This is a genomic window from Dyella amyloliquefaciens (assembly GCF_004296575.1).
Taxonomy (GTDB): Bacteria; Pseudomonadota; Gammaproteobacteria; order Xanthomonadales; family Rhodanobacteraceae; genus Dyella; species Dyella amyloliquefaciens.
Genome location: NZ_SAYT01000004.1, coordinates 142,238 through 160,537 on the forward strand (window position 1 = coordinate 142,238; position 18,300 = coordinate 160,537).

The window sequence follows — 18,300 nt, forward strand, 5'->3', positions numbered from 1 at the left end:
ACGAAGAACATGCAGACCGGCGCGTAAGGCCGTCGCGCACTGGGTGCGCTCCTACAGGTGATGTTCGTATGGCCTGGTCAGGCGAAACGTGACGTCCCCTTGCGTGGCGTCAGCGTAGCCATGGTCTCCGCCGTCAGTGGCGCACCCGCAGCGATCAACACATCGCGCTGCTCTGCCAGCGGTACGCGCAGGACTGATTCCTCCAGCCGCGCCAGCTTCTGGAACGAAGGCAGCCCCTGCACGCGCGCCACCAGCGCCGCCATGCGCGGCCAGCGCTCTGCATCGATGACGTAGCGCACAAAGGACGCCGTGCGGAAATACGAAGCGATGCTGATGTCAGCGATCGACAGCGCGCCGAACAGGAAGCCGTCTGCGGGAGCACAGCTCTCCAGGTAATCGAGTGCGGCGGGAATCTCCACCTCGCGGGCATGCGTCATCATCGCTTCGTCGGGTTCCTCCTGGAAGACGTGGCGACGGACCACCTTCTGGTAGAACAACTTCCAGACCAGCACGCTCGCCAGATGCGTATCGCAGTACTCCTCCACCCAGCGCGCCTTGGCGCGATCGGCGGCGTCGGCGGGGTAGAGCGAGGGTTCCGCGAAACGATCCTCGAGGTACTGGCAGATCACCGACGAGTCGTTGAGCACCAGGTCGCCTTCGATCAGGACCGGGATACGCCTGAGCGGGCTGAGCTGCGTGAAGCGGTCATCGCCGATGAAGGGTGTGATCGGATCGATCTGGTAGTCCAGCCCCTTCAGCTCCATGCACGCCAGCACCTTGCGGACATAGGGCGAGATGTAATTGCCGATGATGGTGAACTGGGATGACATCGCGGCGCTCCTGCGGGGACCCATGGAGGGTGGGCTGCCCGCCGGTGGCGAGTCAAGCCGTGGGCAGCGGGGGCACCGTGGCGGGCGCACCGTTGGAGTCGAGCGCGACCATCACGAAGCGACCCGTGGTGCATACGCGGCGATCGCCCGTCAGCGGGTCTTCCGCGGTCAGTTCCACTTCCACCGTCATCGAACTGTGCCCCACATGGACGATGCGCGCCACCAGCTCCGCCAGCTGACCCTTGCGCACCGGCGTGCGGAAATTCACCTCTTCGGATCGTGCCGTCACCACCGTACGGCGGGCGTGGCGCGAGGCGACGATGAAGGCCGCCTTGTCCATCCAGGCCAGCGCCTGGCCGCCGAACAGCGTGCCCAGGTGGTTGGTGTGATCGGGAAAGACCATCTCCAGCAGGCGCGCTTCAGGCAGCTGGAGAGTAGGTTCGATGTTCGTTTGGCTCATGGCGTGATCGACAGGGGGGAGGTTAGGATTTGATCGGGGGGCGCGCGACGAGGAGATCGCAATGCTGCGCTACTGGCTGTTCATGACGGCTGCCATTGTCACCGAAGTCATCGGCACGTTGGCGATGAAATACGGCGCGCATCACGCGTCGCACGCCATCGGCCTGGCGGTGATGTACGTGATGCTGGTGGTGTCCTACACCAGCCTCGCACTCGCGGTGAAGCGCATTCCGCTCGCCGTGGCCTATGGCGCGTGGGAAAGCCTGGGCCTGGTGTTGATCACGCTGTGCAGCGCGTGGCTGTTCGCCGAAGAGCTCAGCGCGCCCAAGCTCGTCGCCATCGCGCTCATCATCGCGGGCATCGTGCTGCTCGAGCGCGGCACCGACGAAGGCGAGCACGGAGGCAGCCATGCTTCCTGATTTCCAGCCCGTCCACCTGCTCTACCTGATGATGGCGATTGCGCTCGAAGTGGGTGCCAATGTGCTGATGAAGCAGTCGCACGGCTTTGCCCACAAGCGCCCGGCCATTGCCGCCATCATTTGCGCGCTGGCGGCCTTCACGGCGCTGAGCTATGCCATCAAGGGCATCGAGCTGTCCGTGGCCTATGGCATCTGGGGCGGCGTGGGGCTGATTGCCACCACGCTGCTGGGCATCACCCTGTTCGACGAGCGCCTGCGCGCCTCGGGTTGGGCCGGCCTGGCCTTGATCACTGCGGGCGTCTGCCTGCTGAAGTTCGCCTGAGAGGGCTCGGGTACGGGACCAATGGCAGGGGTCCCCACCCGCCGTCGACAGTAGGATGAAAGGTTGAACGCGGCGTCCACGACGGCGTCCGCCACAAGCAGCAGACTGGGGAGAACGCATGGTTCCGATGAAACACGGCTCGCGCCTGCTGGGCGCGCTGGTACTGGGTGCACTTTCGACGGGCGCGGCGGCACAGGGCCGCACGCTCACCAACGACGACTACGCCAAGGCCGAGCGCTACGTGGGCTACAACACCACGCCGCTGGTCGATCACGCCGTCACCAGCGTGATGTGGCTGGACAATGGTCACTTCTGGTATCGCGACCACGACGCCAAGGGGGATCATTACCTGCGCTACGACGCCGCCACCGGCAAGGCCTCCCCGCTGTTCGACCATGCGCGCCTCGCCGCGGCGCTGGGCAAGGCGCTCGGCAAGCCGGTCAAGGCCGACAAGCTGGGTATCTCCGGCTACAGTGAAACCGTTGACGGTCACCTCGATGTGGCCATCCGCGGCAAGCACTACCTGTGCGATGCCAAGGCCGCCGCGTGCACCGTGGGCAAGGACGAGAATTCCGAGGCCGTGGGCAGCGAACCGGGCGTGCTCTCGCCGGACAAGCGCAGCGAAGCCTTCGTGCGCGACTGGAACCTGTGGGTGCGCGATATCGCCACCGGCAAGGAAACCCAGCTTACCCTCGACGGCGTGGAGAACTACGGCTACGCCACCGACAACGCGGGCTGGAAGCACACCAACAAGGCCATCCTGGTGTGGTCGCCCGATTCGAAGCAGATCGCCACGTTCCAGCAGGACCAGCGCAAGACCGGCGACATGGTGATCGTGGGCACCAACGTCGGCCACCCGAAGGTGGAGAAGTGGAAGTACCCGCTGGTGGGCGACAAGGACGTGACGATGATCGAACGCGTCATCGTCAATGTCGGCAGCCACAAGACGCTGCGCCTGAAGATGGACCCCGACCAGCACCGCTCCACCCTGTGCGACGACGTGAGCTGCGGCCGCGACGGCGGCTGGGATGACGTGCAGTGGGCGCCCGATGCCAGCTCGCTGGCCTTCGTGTCGTCCTCGCGCGATCACAAGCAGGCCTGGTTCCGCGTCGCCGACGTGCACACCGGCGCCGTGCGCACCGTGTTCGACGAAAGCGTGCCCACTTACTACGAAAGCGGCAACGGCAAGGTCAACTGGCAGTACCTGCCGGAAAGCCACGAAGTGGTGTGGTTCAGCGAGCGCAACAACTGGGGCAACCTGTACCTCTACGACCTCGACAGCGGCAAGCTCAAGCACGCCATCACCACGGGCGAAGGCAACGTCACCGAGGTGCTCAGGGTCGATCCGAAGTCGCGCACGGCGTGGTTCCGCGGCGTGGGTCGCGAGCATGGCGTCGATCCGTACTACCAGCAGTTCTACAAGGTGAGCCTGGATGGTGGCGCGCCGACGCTGCTGGCGCCGGAGGCGGCCGACCACACCATCAGCCTGTCGCCGGATGGACGTCTGTTTGCTGATGCGTACTCGACGCCGACCACCGCGCCGGTGACGGTGCTGCGCAGTGGCGACGACGGCCATGTGGTGGGCAACGTCGCCAAGGCCGACATCTCGCGCCTGCTCGCCACCGGCTGGAAGGCACCGGAGCCGTTCACGGTGAAGGGCCGCGACGGCAAGACCGACATCTACGGCCTGATGTTCAAGCCGACGAATTTCGATCCGTCGAAGAAGTATCCGATCGTCGACTACATCTATCCGGGCCCGCAGACGGGTTCGGTCGGTTCGCGCAGCTTCGCGGCAGCGCGCGTCGATCACCAGGCGCTGGCGGAACTGGGCTTCATCGTGGTCGCGATGGACGGCATGGGTACGCCGTGGCGTTCCAAGGCGTTCCATGATGCCTACTTCGGCAACATCGGTGACAACACGCTGCCCGACCAGGTCGCAGGCCTGAAGGAACTGGGCAAGCGCAATGCCTGGATCGACATGGACCGCGTGGGCATCTGGGGTCATTCCGGTGGCGGTAACGCCACGGTGACCGCGATGTTCCGCCATGCCGATATGTTTAAGGTCGGCATCGCCGAGAGCGGCAACCACGACAACCGCAACTACGAAGACGACTGGGCCGAGAAGTGGCAGGGCCTTCTGACCACCGACAAGGACGGCAAGAGCAACTACGACGACCAGGCCAACCAGAACCACGCGGAAGGCCTCAAGGGCCATCTGTTGCTGGCGCACGGCACCATGGACGACAACGTGCCGCCGTACGAAACGCTGCTGGTGGTCGATGCGCTGATCAAGGCCAACAAGGACTTCGATCTGTTGCTTATTCCCAATGCCCACCACGGCTATGGCGCGGCCAGCAACTACATGATGCGCAAGCGCTGGGACTACTTCGTGCGCTACCTCGCCGGCGAAACGCCGCCGAAGGAGTACACGATGAAGCCGCCGAAGGACTGATGCTTAAAGCCCCTCTCCCGATGGGAGAGGGGTTGGGGTGAGGGTGCGGACTCGCGACACGCCTGATGGCTGCGCTCCGCCCGCACCCTCATCCGCCTGCGACCGAAGGGAGTCCCCGTGGGACCGGCACCTTCTCCCGGACGGAGAAGGGTTCGTGCTTGAAGTCGTTGGTTCTCTCCATTACTCCCTTGTCGTCATTGCCAAAGGGCTGAAGCCTGCGCTCTTACTCTTCCTCTCCCCTTCGGGGAGAGGACCGAGGTGAGGGGCGGGTGCTCGCGATTAGGTTGCCAAGAGCGCGCTCTTGGTGAGGTCTCGGCAAGGCCAGCCCCTCACCCCAACCCTCTCCCCGGAGGGGAGAGGGAGTCATAGGCGGTCAACCCGATCGCGTCGCCACCACCGGCGGCACCGCCGCCGCGCGCCGCGCCGGCCCCAGCACCGCCAACTGTCCCAGTAACCACAGCGCCGCCGCACCCAGCGGCACATAGAACGCCGGCAGTCGCTGCAAGGCGTAGCGCTGCATCAGCATCACGTTGAGTGCATACGCCAGTGCCGCGCCCAGCAGCACGCCTCCGCTCACAATCAGAAAATTCTCCGCTTGCACGTAACGCAGGATGTCATGCCGCGTCGCGCCCACTGCGCGTCGGATGCCGATCGAGCGACGCCGTTGCTGTACCCAGAAGCTCGCCAGTCCCGCGATGCCTGCGGCAGTGACCAGCAACAATCCGAACGCGGCGGCCAGCAGTAAGCTGATCATGGTGCGATCGCGACGAAAGTAGTCTTCGCGCAACTGCGCAAAGGTCTGCGGACGACGCAGCACACGGTTGCTGTCCAGCTGCGCAAGCCGCGCCATGGCCTGCTGCAGCACGCGTTCGCGATCCTGAGGCGCGGTGCGCATCACATAGGTGACACGTCCGTCATCCGGCAGCATGGGAAACACCGTGGCGTATTCGTTGCCCGCGGTTTCGTCCAGCGTCGGGCGCAACAGATGATCGACCACACCCACGATGCGTACCGGACCGTCGCCGGGATAGATCACCTTGCCCAGTGGATCCTGTCCCGGGAACAGCTGTTGCGCGAGTGCGCTGGTGACGATGGTGGACGGCACCTTGTTGATACCGGTCCAGTCCTGCGCGGCACCCAAAGGCAGATATTCCTCCGGTAGAAAGTCACGGCCCGCGGCGAGGCGCAGGCCCAGCGTGGCCAGCTCGCCGGGCGTGCCATTGAACGCGGTCGCGGTCAGCCGCGCGTCACCCTTGGGCACGAGCGAGATGCCGTTGCTCCAGTTGTTGCTGTTGAACGGCAGTGCGTCCACGGCGGCGGCCGAACGCACGCCCGGCAGCTGGCGCAGGGCCGCGAGGTCGGTGTCGTGGCGAACCAGTGGGTCGGTGCTCGCATCCACGCTGATGCTTTCCAGCATCACCAGCTCGTCCTCCGCCACGCCGCTGGGCAGGCTCAGCTGGGTGATGCGGTGACCGAGGATGGCGGCGACATTGCAGACGATGGCGCAGGTCAGTGCCACCTGCATCACCATCAACAGCACGGTGAGCTTGTGGCGACCCAGGCTGGCGAGCAGGGGCGAGTGCGGCATGACAGTCCTCACTGGGTCTTCAGTTGCAGGGCGGGAGCAATGCGGCAGGCGCGCCAGGCGGGCAGAAGTCCGGCCAGTGCACCGGTGATCAGGGCCAGTGCGAAGGTCGCCAACAGCATCCCGGGATCCATGTGCGCGAGCTGCGCATAGCCATCCGGTCGCTGGCGCACGCTCCACAAACCGAACAACGCGACCAGCACACCCAGCAGTCCGCCCGTGAGGCCGATCACCGAGGACTCCACGCCCAGCTGCAGGAAGATGTCGCGGCGCCGCGCGCCGAGTGCGCGGCGCACGCTGATTTCGCCACCGCGACGCAGGAAGGTTGCCAGCAGCAGGCCCATCACATTGAGCATGCACACCAGCAGGAAGCCCACCGACAACGACAGCTGGAGGCGCAGGTCGTCCGGAATCGCGTGCTGGTATGCGAGCCAGTCCATCAACCCGTAGAGCCGGGCGTCGACCGGCCGTGGCAGGCGGCCGTGCGATTGCTGCTCGCGCCAGTAGCCAGTGATGAAGGCGCGATACGCAGCGACCTTGGCGGGGTTGTCCAGCTGCACCCAGAACTGCAGCCAGCTGCACTGGTCGCTGGTGCGTCCGTCACCGGAGTCGCCCCAGCAGGACAGTCGTCCGACGAAATCCAGTTTCAGGTCCAGCGCCGTTTGCAGCGGGAGAAAGAACTGGTCGCTGCGGCCGAAGGCACGGCTGTCCATCTGCGCATAGAACTGCGGTTGCGGCTGCCAGTCGTCGAGCACGCCGATCACGCGGAAGTCGACATCCTTGAATCGCACGGTTCGGCCTACCGCCGGCCCCTCGCCGAACAGCTTGCGGCTGAGTGCATGGCCGAGCACCACCACGCGTGCGCGTTGCGCATCGTCCTCAGCGGTCCATCCGCCGCCGCTGAGGAACGGCGTGCCGAACATCGCGAAGAAATCCGCCGTGGTGTATCGGCCCGTCTCGTAGAACGGCAGGCCTGCGCCCTGCATCGGCCGTACCGGCACCGCGCCGCCGGCCATCGCCGCCTGGTGATCGGCGCGTGCGGCATGCAACAGGTTCAGTGCGTCGGGCCAGGTGAAGTTGCCATCCATCGATGGCGTGCCGGCGGACGGGCTGCGATCTAGCGGACGCGGGTCGATCACCGGCACGAACAGGTGTTCGCTGCGTCCTGGCAACGGGTCGCCGGACAGCACGTGGAACACGGTGATCATGGTCATGCTGGCGCCAATGCCGAGCCCGATCACGAGCACCATCAAGGTCGCAAGCGCCTTGTTCTTCCGGAAGCTGGATGCGGCAATGGACGCGTAATAGCCAAGCATGGCTGTTCTCCATCGGTGGCCGGGTGTGATCTGGACACGAAGGCATCCCTCCCGCCGGCCCGGGTGCGCGTGTGGTCGTGGGTGATGCAGCGCGCCGCCGTCAGGGCGGCGCGTCATGCGGCGCGTTTCAGCGCAGGGCGGCGGGCTTGGCTACGCCCTTGGCAATGGCATCGTCGAGCAGCTTTTCCATCTGGCTGTCGGCCTTGCTGTTCTCGCTGCGCTGGCGCACTTCCAGTGCCTGCTGTTCGCGTTCCAGCTGCTGCTCCTGGCGGGCGAGTTCTTCCTGCTGGTGCTGGAACTCGGGATCGTCCCCCGGGCTGTGCTCGCGTGCCGCCATCGAACGAATCTGGTCATCGAACATGCGGACCTGCCTGTCCATCTCGCGCAGGTCGTCCTGCGTGATACCCGGCTTGGTGGAGAGCACCGCGCGTTGCGATTCCAGCTGCGCGCGCTGCGATTCGAGTTGACCGCGGCGTGCCGCCAGTTCGCCCTGGCGCGCGGCGAGTTCACCCTGGCGGCTGGCGATGCGGCTCTGGATGCTGGCGATGCGCGACTGCTCACCGGCTATCCGTCCTTCCATCGACGCGATGTCGCGGATCGGTGCATACGCAATGCGTGCACGTTCGATGGTGGCGCCGTCGCGCACGGCATAAGCCTGGTTGCCCCGGCGGAACCACAGCAGCGATTCGGACCCCTTGCGCTCCTGCTTCGCTTCTGCGACGTCGCGATCGGTGCCGTTGACGAGGATGGTGTTGGCGCTGTCGTCGAACAGTGCAAAGCCGTTCTTCGCATCGCTGGAGATATCGATGTCGACGTGGTGGCCGCGCATGCCTGTCAGGGCCGTCGGAGGAGTCGGCGGTGTAGGTGGCGTCGGCGGCGTGAACGGCGTGGGTGGCGTGATCGGAGTCGGCGGAGTCGGAGGTGTGATCGGTGTTGGCGGAGTAATTGGTGTCGGCGGCGTCGGCGGCGTGAGCGGCGTCGGCGGGGTCATCGGCGTTGGCGGAGTCGGCGGCGTGGGGGGAACCGGCGGCGGAGGCGGCACATCCGGCACCCAGCCGTACGACGTGTTGCTCGCCACCGTCGCCTTGGCGGCCGGTGCGGCCTTGGCTGCAGGCTTGGCGGCAGCCGCAGGCGTGGCGTGCACGGCAGCCGTGGCCTTGGCCGCAGGCGCTGCCTGCACGGCGGGCGTCGCGTCCGTGGCCGGCGCAGCCGTGGATGAAGCGGCAGCGGGTGCGGGCGACGGTGACGGAGTTTCCGCTGCAGCCTGCGTCACGCGATAGGGCAGCACGCCCGCGCATGCCACGGCGACGATCAGCATTGCGCTGCGCAGACGGGACGTGGCGCCCTGCGATACGCCCTGCAACATGGTCAGGCGTCGCTTGAGGTTGAGGAAGGTCGGCGAAGCGCCGGCAAGGCCCGCATGCAGCGGATGGGCCACGCCCAGGCGCAGCAGCAGGCGGCCATAGTCCTGGGGCGCTGCGTGATGCCGCTGCATCACCTGGGCGTCGCAGGCCGCTTCGCGGTTGAGCGCGTACTCGCGCATCGCCCAGGTCACCAGCGGGTGGAAAAAGAACACGCGTTGAGCGATGGCAGGCACCCAGCCGAGCCACAGGTCGCCGCGGCGCAGGTGGGCGAGTTCATGGGCGAGGGCCAGGGCGGTTTCGTCCTCACTCAGTTCGTGTTGCGCGGGCAGCAGCACCACCGGCCGCCACCAGCCACTTACCTGCGGCGAACGGATGGCGTGCGAGACGCGCAGCGACGGGCAGCGGCGCAGACCCATGGCTTGCGCCTGCACGCGGCTGGCTTCAAGCAGCGCGGGATCGTCGAGTTCATCGGAGGTGCGCAGGACATGGCGTGCCTCGTGCCAATGGCGTGCCGTCACCAGCAATTGCACCAGCACGCCAGCGAGCCAGAGGGCGAGCAGGATGTTCCGCCACGGCAGGCTGAAGTCCTTATGGCTTGCCTCCACCACCACCGGCGGCGTGGCGGGTGCGAAGTTGTCGTAGGCAACGGTCGGTGCGGCCGAACCGCCACCGAAGCTGCCGATGCGGTGCTCGCTCGGCGCGATGAATGTCGGGGTGACGGGTTGGACCGTGGCCTGCACGACGGGTGCCGGAGCCGACAGCAGCGGCAGTGCCACCGGCGTTGGCAGCGCCAGGCCCAGCAGCAACTGCACCCCTACCAGCCACCACAGCAGCGAGCGCGTCGCCGCGCTCAGGCGCGGCAGCTGCCGGCAGATGAGCCAGATGGCGCCGATCAGCAACGCCGCCTGCAGCGACGTCCAACCGATCCGTACCAGCAGCGTGTCCATCAACGAGGGCAGGGCATTCATCTCAGCTCTCCTTTCGCTGCGACTGCAGCCGGACGACCAGCGCTTCCAGTTCCGCCAGCTCGCTGTCGCTCACCTTGCCGCGCTCGGACATCCAGGCCACGAAGGGCGACACCGATCCGCTGAGCGTCCTCTCGACGAACTGGCCGACGGCGCTGCGCATCACTTCGCCGGGGCCGGTGGCCGGGCTGTAGCGATAGACGCCCGCCACCTGGCGACGGCGCAGATAGGCCTTGCCGCGCAACCGTTCCATCATGGTGAGCACGGTGGAGCGCGCGAGACCGCGCGGCTCGCCAAAGCCCGAGGCGACTTCACCTACCGATGCATTGCTGTGTTCGGCGATGTATTGCAGGAGCGCCAGCTCCTGGTCGCCGATGGTTGCCTTGCCCATGTGCACGATCCTTGGTGACTACAGCTGTAGTCACGCTACCCTCTGACTACAGCTGTAGTCAATAGGTCGTTGGGCGGTCCTGCGGCGCAGGACCGGGTTGCTGCGCCGCATCAATGCCTGGCCGGGCCCGCCGGCCCCTCTCCGCGGCACGTGATGCCATCGGCCAGGCCCACTCATGGCGTTGAAGAGAGTGGCCCGCCGCGGACGCTGAACATGCTGCGGGTACCCCGAGCCGGAAACGCTCAGGTGTCGGCCTACACGTATCAGCGATGCAGTGTCCTTCCGGATCCTCAATGCATCTGATAACGCGAGCTGCGCCACGCGCTACACGTTTCGACATCGTTCGCGGACTTCATGCGGCGTAGTGTCGCTATCGCAAACGTCGCCGGATTTGATTGATCAAGGTCAATCTGCCGACAGAAAAAATACACGCCAATAGCCGGACCACCGCACATCGGAGGGTGCGATATGCCCTATATGGTCTGGCAGGATGACCTGAACACCGGCATCAAGGTCATCGACAACCAGCACAGGCGCATCGTGGAGATGATCAACCATCTGCACGACGCCATGGACCACCACGATCGCCAGGAACTCAGCGACATCCTCGATGAGCTGGTCGACTACACCCTGTCCCACTTCACCTTCGAGGAATCGTTGATGGAGGATGCGGGCTACGAATTCACCCGTGCGCACAAGCGCGTGCACGAAGTGTTCGTCAAACGCGTCTCGGAATACCGCCTGCGCTTCCGCGCCGGCGAGGACATCGGCACCGAGCTGCTGCACACGCTATCGCACTGGCTGTTCAACCACATCCGCAACGACGACAAGGCCATCGTGGATGCCGTGCGCCGCCACCTGCATCAGGTCGGCACGGAAGACCACGAAGGCAGCTGGCTGTCGCGTTCGCTGCGGCGCTTCTTTGGCGCGAGGGCCTGACGCTCAGTCCTGCCCGGCTACCTGCACACGGGCCGCGACCCAGCGGGCAATGCCCGGGCCCAGCAGCACCACCAGCAGGAAGCGGGCGCTCTGCATCGCCATCACGAAAGGCACGTCCACCTGGCTGGACGCGGCGATGATCGCCACCGAATCGGCCCCGCCGGGGCTCATCGCAAGGTAGGCCGTCAGCGCATCCTTGTGGCTCACCATCATCAGCAGCGCGGACAGCCCTGCGCAGATCGCGATCAAGGCGAGGATCGCACCCAGGATCCTCGGCATGACTTTCAGTGCGTAACCGAGGATGTCGCGCGTGAAACGCTGGCCGATGCCCCAGCCGATCACCGCGTAGCTGATCGCCAGCAGCCATGCCGGCAAGGTTACCTTGAGCCAGCCCATGTCCTGCGCGAGTGCGCCGACGAACAGTGGCAGCAACAACGGGCCCGCGGGAATACGTAGCCGATAGGCGATCGCGGCGCTGCCGAAAGCGAGCAGCAACGTCGTCAGGAAGGGAAGGAGTGGAACGGCGGCCAGCCACGCGGTGGGCGGCGCATGCGCACTGCCGAGGCTGACTCTCGCCACGGTGGAAGCCACCACCGCCACCATCAGCACGCGCAGGTACTGCATGAAGGCGACCAGGCGTACGTCGGCGCCGAAGGCTTCGGCCATCAGCGCCATCGCGGTGGCCGCACCCGGAAAGGAACCCCAGACGGCCGTCGTGCCAGGCAGCACGCGTCGCTTCGCCAGCACCCAGCCCAACGCCACGGCCACGCCGATCACCGACGCGACACCCACCAGGAACAGCGGCCATTCGCGTGCCGCCTCGTGCAACAAGGCAGGGCTGAAGCTGCGCGCGATCATGCAGCCGACCAGGGCCTGGGCACCCATGAAGGCGACGTTGCCCACTTCGATGCGTGCGTCTAGCGCCGCCAGCACGATGGCAGCCGCCATCGGGCCGATCAGCAACGCCGCCGTCAGGTGCAGCGCCAGCAGTGCGCCGGCCAATGCCGTCGACAGCAGGAGCAGCAATGTCCACACGGGAACCGGTCCAAGGGCTCGCAACGACCAGCCAGGCAGGGGCGGTGACATGGCGTTTCCGTCGGGTGGATGGGCGCCGGCATTACAGCACATCACCTCGACGGCACGGTTACGTGGGAGGCCATGACGCAGGTCAATCGTGTCATCAGCGCACAGCGCTATTTCTTGTCAGATCAGGGAGCGTAAAGGGGGTATCGCAGTGACCGCACTTGTATGGCAGGACGAGCTCAACACGGGCATCGAGGTGATCGACAACCAGCATTGGCGCATCGTCGCCATCCTCAATGCGTTGCAGGAGGCGCAGGACGGTGGCGACCGGGCCGCGATCGACGCCGTGCTGGAGGAACTGGTCGACTACACCTTGTCGCACTTCACTTTCGAGGAGACGCTGATCGAGGACGCCGGCTACGAATTCTGCCGCGCGCACCAGCGGCTGCACGAGATCTTCGCGAACCGCATCCAGCAATATCGCGAGCGCTTCAGGGCGGGGGAAGACATCACGGATGAGTTGCGGGTGATGCTGTCGCGCTGGCTGTTCCAGCACATCCGCAGCGACGATCGTGCCTACGTCGACTCGGTGAAGCGCAACATGCTCAAGCTCACCAGCGACACCAGCGAGGGTGGCTGGTTGTCCACGGCATTGCGCCGGTTCTTCGGAAGCAACAAATAGACGAGAGCGATGGCGCCACGCACGCCTGCCGTGCGTGGCGCCGGGCGATCAGAACGCCATGTCGAACGAGACTTCGCCCTGCACGCCGACCTGGTAGGCCGAGACGCGGCGTTCGAAGAAGTTGGTCACTTCCTGCACGTCCTGCAGATCCATGAAGTCGAACGGGTTCTTCGCGCCGTACTTCTTCGGCAGGTCGAGCTGGGTGAGGCGTTGGTCGGCGCAGTATTCCAGGTACTGACGCATGTCCTTCACCGACAGGCCCGCCACGCCGCCCGAAAGCACGTCCTCGGCGAACTGCGTTTCGCAGGCGATCGCGTCTTCCAGCATCTCCTCGATCTGTGCGCGCATCTCCTCATCGAACAGGTCGGGCTCTTCAGCACGCACGGTGCGCACCACGTCGAAAGCGAACGCCATGTGGCAGCTCTCGTCGCGGAACACCCAGTTGGTGCCCGAGGCCAGGCCATGCAGCAGTCCGCGCGAACGCAGGAAGTACACATAGGCGAACGCGGCGAAGAAGAACAGGCCTTCGATGCACGCGGCAAAGCAGACCAGGTTGAGCAGGAACTGGCGACGCTGCTCGCGCGTCTCCAGACGCTTGATGTCCTGCACCGAGTCGATCCACTTGAAGCAGAACTCGCCCTTCTGGCGGATCGAGGGGATGTTCTCGATTGCCGCGAACGCCTTGTTGCGCTCGGTCGGGTCGGGAATATAGGTGTCGAGCAGGGTGAGGTAGAACTGCACGTGCAGCGCTTCCTCGTACAGCTGGCGCGACAGGTACATGCGCGCCTCGGGCGCGTTGATGTGCTGGTACAGGTTGAGCACCAGGTTGTTCGCCACGATGGTGTCGCCGGTGGCGAAGAACGCGACCAGGCGATGGATCAGGTGACGGTCGGCCTCGCTCATCTTCGAGCGCAGGTCGGTGACGTCCAGCGAGAAGTCCACCTCGTCCACCGTCCAGGTGTTCTTGATCGCGTTGCGGTACATCTCGTAGAACTCGGGATAGCGCATCGGACGCAGTGTGAGTGCGAAGCCGGGATCGAGGATGTGCTGGGGGCGAGATGATTCGGCGGACATGGATGATCCTTGCGACAACGGTTGACGATCTTTCCTTCTCCCGGTGGGAGAAGGTGCCCCGCGAGGGGCGGATGAGGGTGCGGGATTAGTGCGGCGTTGAGGCAAGCCCGCACCCTCACCCCCAACCCCTCTCCCATTGGGAGAGGGGAGTGGAGCGCGTTACTGACAGGCTTCGCAGTACTCGGGGTTCTCGAGCGAGCAGAACACCGCGGCCGTCGCCTGTTCCTGGTCCGCCACCGGCGCCGGCTTCGCGGCAGGTGCCGCGGACACCGTGGTCTTGGCGATCTTCGTGGCCGGGCGCGAGCGCAGGTAGTAGGTGGTCTTGATGCCGGACTTCCACGCGTACATGTACATGGAGCTGAGCTGACCGATGTTCGGGTTTTCCATGAACAGGTTCAGCGACTGGCTCTGGTCGATGTACGCACCGCGCGCGGCGCCCAGGTCGATCAAGGCCTTCTGCGGCAGCTCCCACACGGTGCGGTAGATGGTGCGCAGGCGTTCCGGGATCGCGCTGATGCCCTGGATCGAACCTTCCGCCAGCTTGATCGCGTCGCGCACTTCCGACGTCCACAGGCCCAGCGTCTTCAGCTCTTCCACCAGGTAGCGGTTCACCACCAGGAAGTCGCCGGACAGCGTCTCGCGCTTGAACAGGTTGCTCACCTGCGGCTCGATGCACTCATAGCAACCGGCAATCGAGGCAATGGTGGCGGTCGGTGCGATGGCGATCAGCAGCGAGTTGCGCAGACCCTTCGCCTTGATCGATTCACGCAGCGCATCCCAGCGTGCCTGGTCGTTCGGCGTGGCGTTGGTCCAGTAGTCGAACTGCAGTTCGCCGTTGGCGGCGCGGCTCTCGGCAAAGCCCGGGTGCGCACCGTGTTCCATCGCCAGCTCGTTCGACTGGGACAGCGCGTTGAAGTAGATCTCCTCGGCGATGCGCGTGGACAGCGCCAGCGCTTCGGCCGAATCGAACGGCAGGCGCAGCTTGAAGAACACGTCCTGCAGGCCCATCACACCCAGACCGACCGGGCGCCACTTGTTGTTGGCGACCTTGGCGGTGTCGATCGGATAGAAGTTCAGGTCGATCACGCGATCCAGCTGGCGCACCGCGGTGCGCACCGTGGCGGCGAGCTTGTCTAAGTCGAAGCGGCCATCGACCACGTGGCGCGACAGGTTCACCGAACCCAGGTTGCACACCGCCGTTTCCTCGGCATTGGTGACTTCCAGGATCTCGGTGCACAGGTTCGACAGGTGGATGACGTTTTCCGCCTTCGCCGTCTGGTTGCTGGTGGCGTTGCTGCGATCCTTGAAGGTCATCCAGCCATTGCCGGTCTGCGCCAGCGTGCGCAGCATGCGGGCATACAGCTCGCGCGCCTTCACCTTCTTCACGGCGAGGCCGGCGGCCTCCGCTTCACGGTACGCCTTTTCAAACGTCTCGCCCCAGCTGTCCACGAAGTGCGGCACCACCTTGGGATCGAACAGCGACCACTCGCCGTCAATCTCCACGCGGCGCATGAACTCGTCCGGGATCCAGTTGGCGAGGTTGAGGTTGTGCGTGCGGCGAGCATCGTCACCGGTGTTGTCGCGCAGCTCGAGGAATTCCTCGATGTCGCCGTGCCACGGCTCCAGGTACACGCAGGCCGCGCCCTTGCGCTTGCCGCCCTGGTTCACGGCGGCCACGGAGGCGTCCAGCGTCTTCAGCCACGGCACCAGGCCGTTGGAATGGCCGTTGGTGCCCTTGATCAGCGAACCGCGCGAACGCACGCGCGAGTAGGCCAGGCCGATGCCGCCGGCGAACTTGCTCAGCTTGGCGACGTCGCCGTACTTCTCGTAGATCGATTCCAGCGAGTCGGACGGCGAGTCGAGCAGGAAGCAGGAGCTGAGCTGCTCGTGCGCCGTGCCCGAGTTGAACAGCGTCGGCGAGCTGGCGATGTATTCCAGCGAGGACAGCAGGCGGTACAGCTCCAGCGTCTCGCCGATCTCGCTGCCGCCCAGCGCGCACGCGATGCGCATGAAGAAGTGCTGCGGCGTCTCGATCACCTTGCGCAGCTGCGGGTGGCGCAGCAGGTAGCGGTCGTACACCGTGCGCAGGCCGAAGTATTCGAAGCGGCGCGTGGCGAGCGGATCGATCGCGTCGTTGAGCTTGCGCGAGTTGGCCACCACGAAGTCACGCAGGCGGTCGTTGACGATGCCGAGCTCGGCGCCGCGCGCGATCGACTGCGAGAAGCTCTGGATTTCCTGGCCGCTCACTTCCTTATCGACGTACGCGCCCAGCAGGCGCGCGGCGAGCTGGCCGTATTCGGGCTCTTCGGCGGTGAGCGCGGCGGCGGTGCGGATGGACAGCTCGTCCAGTTCCTGCGTGGTGGCGCCGTCGTACAGGCCACCGATGGTCTTGAGCGCGACGCGCAGCGGGTCGACCGCATGCAGGCCTTCGCTGCTGCGGGTCACGGCGCGGACGATCTTGTTCACGTCCACGGTTTCCTGGCGACCGTTGCGCTTGGTCACGCGCATCTGGCCAGGGTTGTGCGGCGGGGTCAGTGCGAACGGGGTATCCGCGCGCGGTGCCTCGGCCACGACGCTGTCGGCAGGGAAAGCGGGACTGTCGGCGCGCCCGTCTTCACGTTCGCGGCCGGTGGTATCGATAGGTTGCATGGCGACTTCGCTCCAAGCTTGGTCATCAACCGCCTGCTCCCGCGCGCAGGGCTGAAAGGAAAGGAGCAGTGGAGCTTCACGGACGGCCGAGCAGCAGGGCAGCGCCCCGCGCGTCGACGCGCTTCCCCGCGGAAGCCGCCACTACTCACCGTGGTGCATGGCCACGGCTGTCGGCAGGTCTTCGGACTCACGGACGAGGGTCTTTCGACCCGCCTACTCGCTCCCGCTTCCCAGCAGCTGAGGGCCAGTGCGTTGTTGGCTTTCGTTTCCGTTTACCGCTGCGGGGCAGCTCCGGATTCTCACCGGATTCCCTATTAAGCCAGTCCGACCATAGGTCTGAGAGTGGCACCGACGGGGCACAACATATCGGGCTCGATCGGGTGGGTCAACCCAATAACTTGTGGATGGGGCGTGGATAACTCGAAAAAGATCAGGCTGCTGGGAGGTTTATCGCGTCCCTAGGAATTTTGCCCAGGGCCCGCGCGAGGCCGGCTGTGACGGGTGCCTTTGGCGGGCGGCGTTGCGGCTCGTCCCGCTGCCCGGCAAGCTGCCCGCTCGTCTAACGGGGAAGGGATGGGTCGATGGGACACCCGTTGTTGCTTGTGCAGTTGCTCGTGATCATCGCGGCCTCGCGGCTGCTGGCCTGGCTGCTGCGGGGGCTCGGCCAACCGGCCGTCGTGGGGGAGATGCTGGCCGGGCTGGCGCTCGGGCCGCTGCTGTTCGGCGCGTTGGCGCCAGGATGGCAGGCGAGCCTGTTTCCCGCCGACAGCCTCGGCGCCCTGCAAAGCCTGAGCACGCTGGGCCTGGTGTTGTTCATGACGGTGGTGGGCGCCGAATTGCGCGTGCCCACCGGTGGGCGGCTGTTGAGGCCGGCGGCGTGGATCGGCGGGCTGGCATTCGCATTGCCCGGCCTGTTGGCACTCGGCATTTCGCCATGGCTGTTCCGCGGCTACGCACCCGCCGGCGTGTCGTACGGGCCGTTTGCGATGTTCATGGCCACGGCTTGCGCGATCACGGCGCTGCCCGTGATGGCGCGCATCGTGAAGGAGCGCGGACTCACCGACAGTCTTCCGGGACGCCTCGGCATTGCCGCCGCTGCCGTGGCCGATGTGCTGGCCTGGGTGGCGCTCGCCCTGGTGGTGGCCTTGATCAGCGCGCACGGCAACTGGCTGCCGTTCTGGCGAACCATGGGTGGGCTGTTGCTGCTGCTCGGCATGGCCTGGTTCGCGTTGCGTCCGTCGTGCGCGTGGCTGCTGGCGCGGCATGCGCCCGATGGGCATGCGAGCGGTGCGGTGCTCGCGTTCCTGCTGGCCGGCGCGATCGGTTGCGCCGCAATTACCGAATGGCTGGGACTGCACGCCGTGTTCGGTGCGTTCCTGTTCGGCTTGTGCCTGCCGCGCGACGACCGGCTGTTGCAGGGCCTGATCGAGCACGTGGAACACGTCACCCTGGCGACGCTGTTGCCGGTGTTCTTCGTGCTTGCGGGACTGAGCACCACCGCGCAGCTGTTGAGTGCGGATGCCGGCCTGGCGCTAGCGCTCGTGCTTGCTGTTTCGATCCTCGGCAAGCTCATCGGTGGCACGGCCGGTGCGCGCATATCCGGTCAGGGCTGGCGCGACAGCCTCGCCATTGGCTCGCTGATGAATGCGCGCGGCATGATGGAGCTCATCGTGATCAAGGTGGGCCTGGACGCCGGTGTGATCACGCCGGCGATGTTCACCATCCTGCTGGTGATGGCGATCGTCACCACGATGATGACGACGCCGATGGTGGCAGCGTTTCATCGTGGCGCCGTTGCATCGGGAGCGCAACGCCGGCTCCTCGACTGAT

15 protein-coding genes and 1 riboswitch are annotated in these 18,300 nt (G+C 65.8%); of the genes, 6 read left to right on the forward strand and 9 right to left on the reverse strand.

All coding sequences use genetic code 11. From position 1 onward, the window contains the following. Positions 1 to 77 precede the first annotated feature (77 nt). Together EPB08_RS10985 and EPB08_RS10990 are read right to left on the reverse strand one after the other, a co-directional pair. Positions 78 to 830, reverse strand: coding sequence for a glutathione S-transferase family protein (locus EPB08_RS10985; protein ID WP_130619139.1), 753 nt, complete (start codon positions 828 to 830; stop codon positions 78 to 80). A gap of 52 nt (positions 831 to 882) precedes the next feature. After that, positions 883 to 1,290 (reverse strand): acyl-CoA thioesterase, encoded by a 408-nt coding sequence (locus tag EPB08_RS10990; RefSeq protein ID WP_130619140.1) that lies wholly within the window; start codon positions 1,288 to 1,290, stop codon positions 883 to 885. A 61-nt stretch (positions 1,291 to 1,351) separates the two neighbouring features. Between EPB08_RS10990 and EPB08_RS10995 the strand changes: the two genes are divergently transcribed. From EPB08_RS10995 to EPB08_RS11005, 3 genes are all read left to right on the forward strand, one after another. Next, positions 1,352 to 1,708 carry an SMR family transporter gene (locus tag EPB08_RS10995; protein ID WP_229238311.1) on the forward strand — a complete coding sequence of 119 codons (357 nt, stop codon included), beginning with the start codon at positions 1,352 to 1,354 and terminating at the stop codon, positions 1,706 to 1,708. Further along, positions 1,698 to 2,030, forward strand: a complete 333-nt coding sequence (mdtI, locus tag EPB08_RS11000) for a multidrug/spermidine efflux SMR transporter subunit MdtI (RefSeq protein ID WP_130619141.1) — start codon at positions 1,698 to 1,700, stop codon at positions 2,028 to 2,030. The genes EPB08_RS10995 and mdtI overlap by 11 nt, the downstream gene beginning before the upstream one ends. A gap of 118 nt (positions 2,031 to 2,148) precedes the next feature. After that, positions 2,149 to 4,482, forward strand: coding sequence for a S9 family peptidase (locus EPB08_RS11005; RefSeq protein ID WP_130619142.1), 2,334 nt, complete (start codon positions 2,149 to 2,151; stop codon positions 4,480 to 4,482). A 373-nt stretch (positions 4,483 to 4,855) separates the two neighbouring features. On the opposite strand, the gene EPB08_RS11010 is transcribed toward EPB08_RS11005, so the two are convergent. From EPB08_RS11010 to EPB08_RS11025, 4 genes are all read right to left on the reverse strand, one after another. Beyond that, positions 4,856 to 6,070 (reverse strand): ABC transporter permease, encoded by a 1,215-nt coding sequence (locus EPB08_RS11010; RefSeq protein ID WP_130619143.1) that lies wholly within the window; start codon positions 6,068 to 6,070, stop codon positions 4,856 to 4,858. Between the two features lie 8 nt (positions 6,071 to 6,078). After that, the gene (locus EPB08_RS11015) at positions 6,079 to 7,383 is read right to left on the reverse strand and encodes an ABC transporter permease (protein ID WP_130619144.1); all 1,305 of its coding nucleotides are present in this window, start codon (positions 7,381 to 7,383) and stop codon (positions 6,079 to 6,081) included. A gap of 127 nt (positions 7,384 to 7,510) precedes the next feature. Beyond that, a complete protein-coding gene (locus tag EPB08_RS11020; RefSeq protein WP_130619145.1) occupies positions 7,511 to 9,715 on the reverse strand; it encodes a M56 family metallopeptidase in 2,205 nt (734 codons plus the stop codon). 1 nt (position 9,716) lies between these two features. Beyond that, positions 9,717 to 10,103, reverse strand: coding sequence for a BlaI/MecI/CopY family transcriptional regulator (locus EPB08_RS11025; protein WP_130619146.1), 387 nt, complete (start codon positions 10,101 to 10,103; stop codon positions 9,717 to 9,719). Positions 10,104 to 10,571: 468 nt separating this feature from the next. On the opposite strand from EPB08_RS11025, the gene EPB08_RS11030 reads away from it, so the two are divergent. Next, positions 10,572 to 11,042 (forward strand): bacteriohemerythrin, encoded by a 471-nt coding sequence (locus EPB08_RS11030; protein WP_130619147.1) that lies wholly within the window; start codon positions 10,572 to 10,574, stop codon positions 11,040 to 11,042. 3 nt (positions 11,043 to 11,045) lie between these two features. On the opposite strand, the gene EPB08_RS11035 is transcribed toward EPB08_RS11030, so the two are convergent. After that, positions 11,046 to 12,128, reverse strand: coding sequence for an AbrB family transcriptional regulator (locus EPB08_RS11035; RefSeq protein WP_130619148.1), 1,083 nt, complete (start codon positions 12,126 to 12,128; stop codon positions 11,046 to 11,048). A gap of 148 nt (positions 12,129 to 12,276) precedes the next feature. Between EPB08_RS11035 and EPB08_RS11040 the strand changes: the two genes are divergently transcribed. Next, entirely contained in the window at positions 12,277 to 12,747 is a 471-nt protein-coding gene (locus tag EPB08_RS11040) for a bacteriohemerythrin (RefSeq protein WP_130619149.1), read from the forward strand. 48 nt (positions 12,748 to 12,795) lie between these two features. Here the strand turns inward: EPB08_RS11040 and EPB08_RS11045 are convergent, their stop codons facing one another. Continuing rightward, positions 12,796 to 13,821 carry a ribonucleotide-diphosphate reductase subunit beta gene (locus tag EPB08_RS11045; protein ID WP_130619150.1) on the reverse strand — a complete coding sequence of 342 codons (1,026 nt, stop codon included), beginning with the start codon at positions 13,819 to 13,821 and terminating at the stop codon, positions 12,796 to 12,798. A 159-nt stretch (positions 13,822 to 13,980) separates the two neighbouring features. Further along, positions 13,981 to 16,470, reverse strand: a complete 2,490-nt coding sequence (locus EPB08_RS11050; protein ID WP_130619151.1) for a ribonucleoside-diphosphate reductase subunit alpha — start codon at positions 16,468 to 16,470, stop codon at positions 13,981 to 13,983. A gap of 155 nt (positions 16,471 to 16,625) precedes the next feature. Continuing rightward, positions 16,626 to 16,838: riboswitch (cobalamin riboswitch) on the reverse strand. 213 nt (positions 16,839 to 17,051) lie between these two features. Between EPB08_RS11050 and EPB08_RS11055 the strand changes: the two genes are divergently transcribed. After that, complete coding sequence (locus EPB08_RS11055) at positions 17,052 to 18,299, forward strand: cation:proton antiporter (RefSeq protein ID WP_130619152.1); 1,248 nt, start codon at positions 17,052 to 17,054, stop codon at positions 18,297 to 18,299. The last annotated feature ends 1 nt before the right edge of the window (position 18,300 follow it).

Excerpts from the sequence above, each read along its gene's own strand:
- mdtI (WP_130619141.1), top strand. The coding sequence starts at position 1,698 with ATGCTTCCTGATTTCCAGCCCGTCCACCTGCTCTACCTGATGATGGCG.
- EPB08_RS11030 (WP_130619147.1), top strand. The coding sequence starts at position 10,572 with ATGCCCTATATGGTCTGGCAGGATGACCTGAACACCGGCATCAAGGTC.
- EPB08_RS11025 (WP_130619146.1), bottom strand. The coding sequence starts at position 10,103 with ATGGGCAAGGCAACCATCGGCGACCAGGAGCTGGCGCTCCTGCAATAC.
- EPB08_RS11035 (WP_130619148.1), bottom strand. The coding sequence starts at position 12,128 with ATGTCACCGCCCCTGCCTGGCTGGTCGTTGCGAGCCCTTGGACCGGTT.
- EPB08_RS11045 (WP_130619150.1), bottom strand. The coding sequence starts at position 13,821 with ATGTCCGCCGAATCATCTCGCCCCCAGCACATCCTCGATCCCGGCTTC.
- EPB08_RS11055 (WP_130619152.1), top strand. The coding sequence starts at position 17,052 with ATGGGACACCCGTTGTTGCTTGTGCAGTTGCTCGTGATCATCGCGGCC.
- EPB08_RS11050 (WP_130619151.1), bottom strand. The coding sequence starts at position 16,470 with ATGCAACCTATCGATACCACCGGCCGCGAACGTGAAGACGGGCGCGCC.
- EPB08_RS11015 (WP_130619144.1), bottom strand. The coding sequence starts at position 7,383 with ATGCTTGGCTATTACGCGTCCATTGCCGCATCCAGCTTCCGGAAGAAC.
- EPB08_RS11010 (WP_130619143.1), bottom strand. The coding sequence starts at position 6,070 with ATGCCGCACTCGCCCCTGCTCGCCAGCCTGGGTCGCCACAAGCTCACC.
- EPB08_RS10990 (WP_130619140.1), bottom strand. The coding sequence starts at position 1,290 with ATGAGCCAAACGAACATCGAACCTACTCTCCAGCTGCCTGAAGCGCGC.
- EPB08_RS10995 (WP_229238311.1), top strand. The coding sequence starts at position 1,352 with ATGCTGCGCTACTGGCTGTTCATGACGGCTGCCATTGTCACCGAAGTC.
- EPB08_RS10985 (WP_130619139.1), bottom strand. The coding sequence starts at position 830 with ATGTCATCCCAGTTCACCATCATCGGCAATTACATCTCGCCCTATGTC.
- EPB08_RS11005 (WP_130619142.1), top strand. The coding sequence starts at position 2,149 with ATGGTTCCGATGAAACACGGCTCGCGCCTGCTGGGCGCGCTGGTACTG.
- EPB08_RS11020 (WP_130619145.1), bottom strand. The coding sequence starts at position 9,715 with ATGAATGCCCTGCCCTCGTTGATGGACACGCTGCTGGTACGGATCGGT.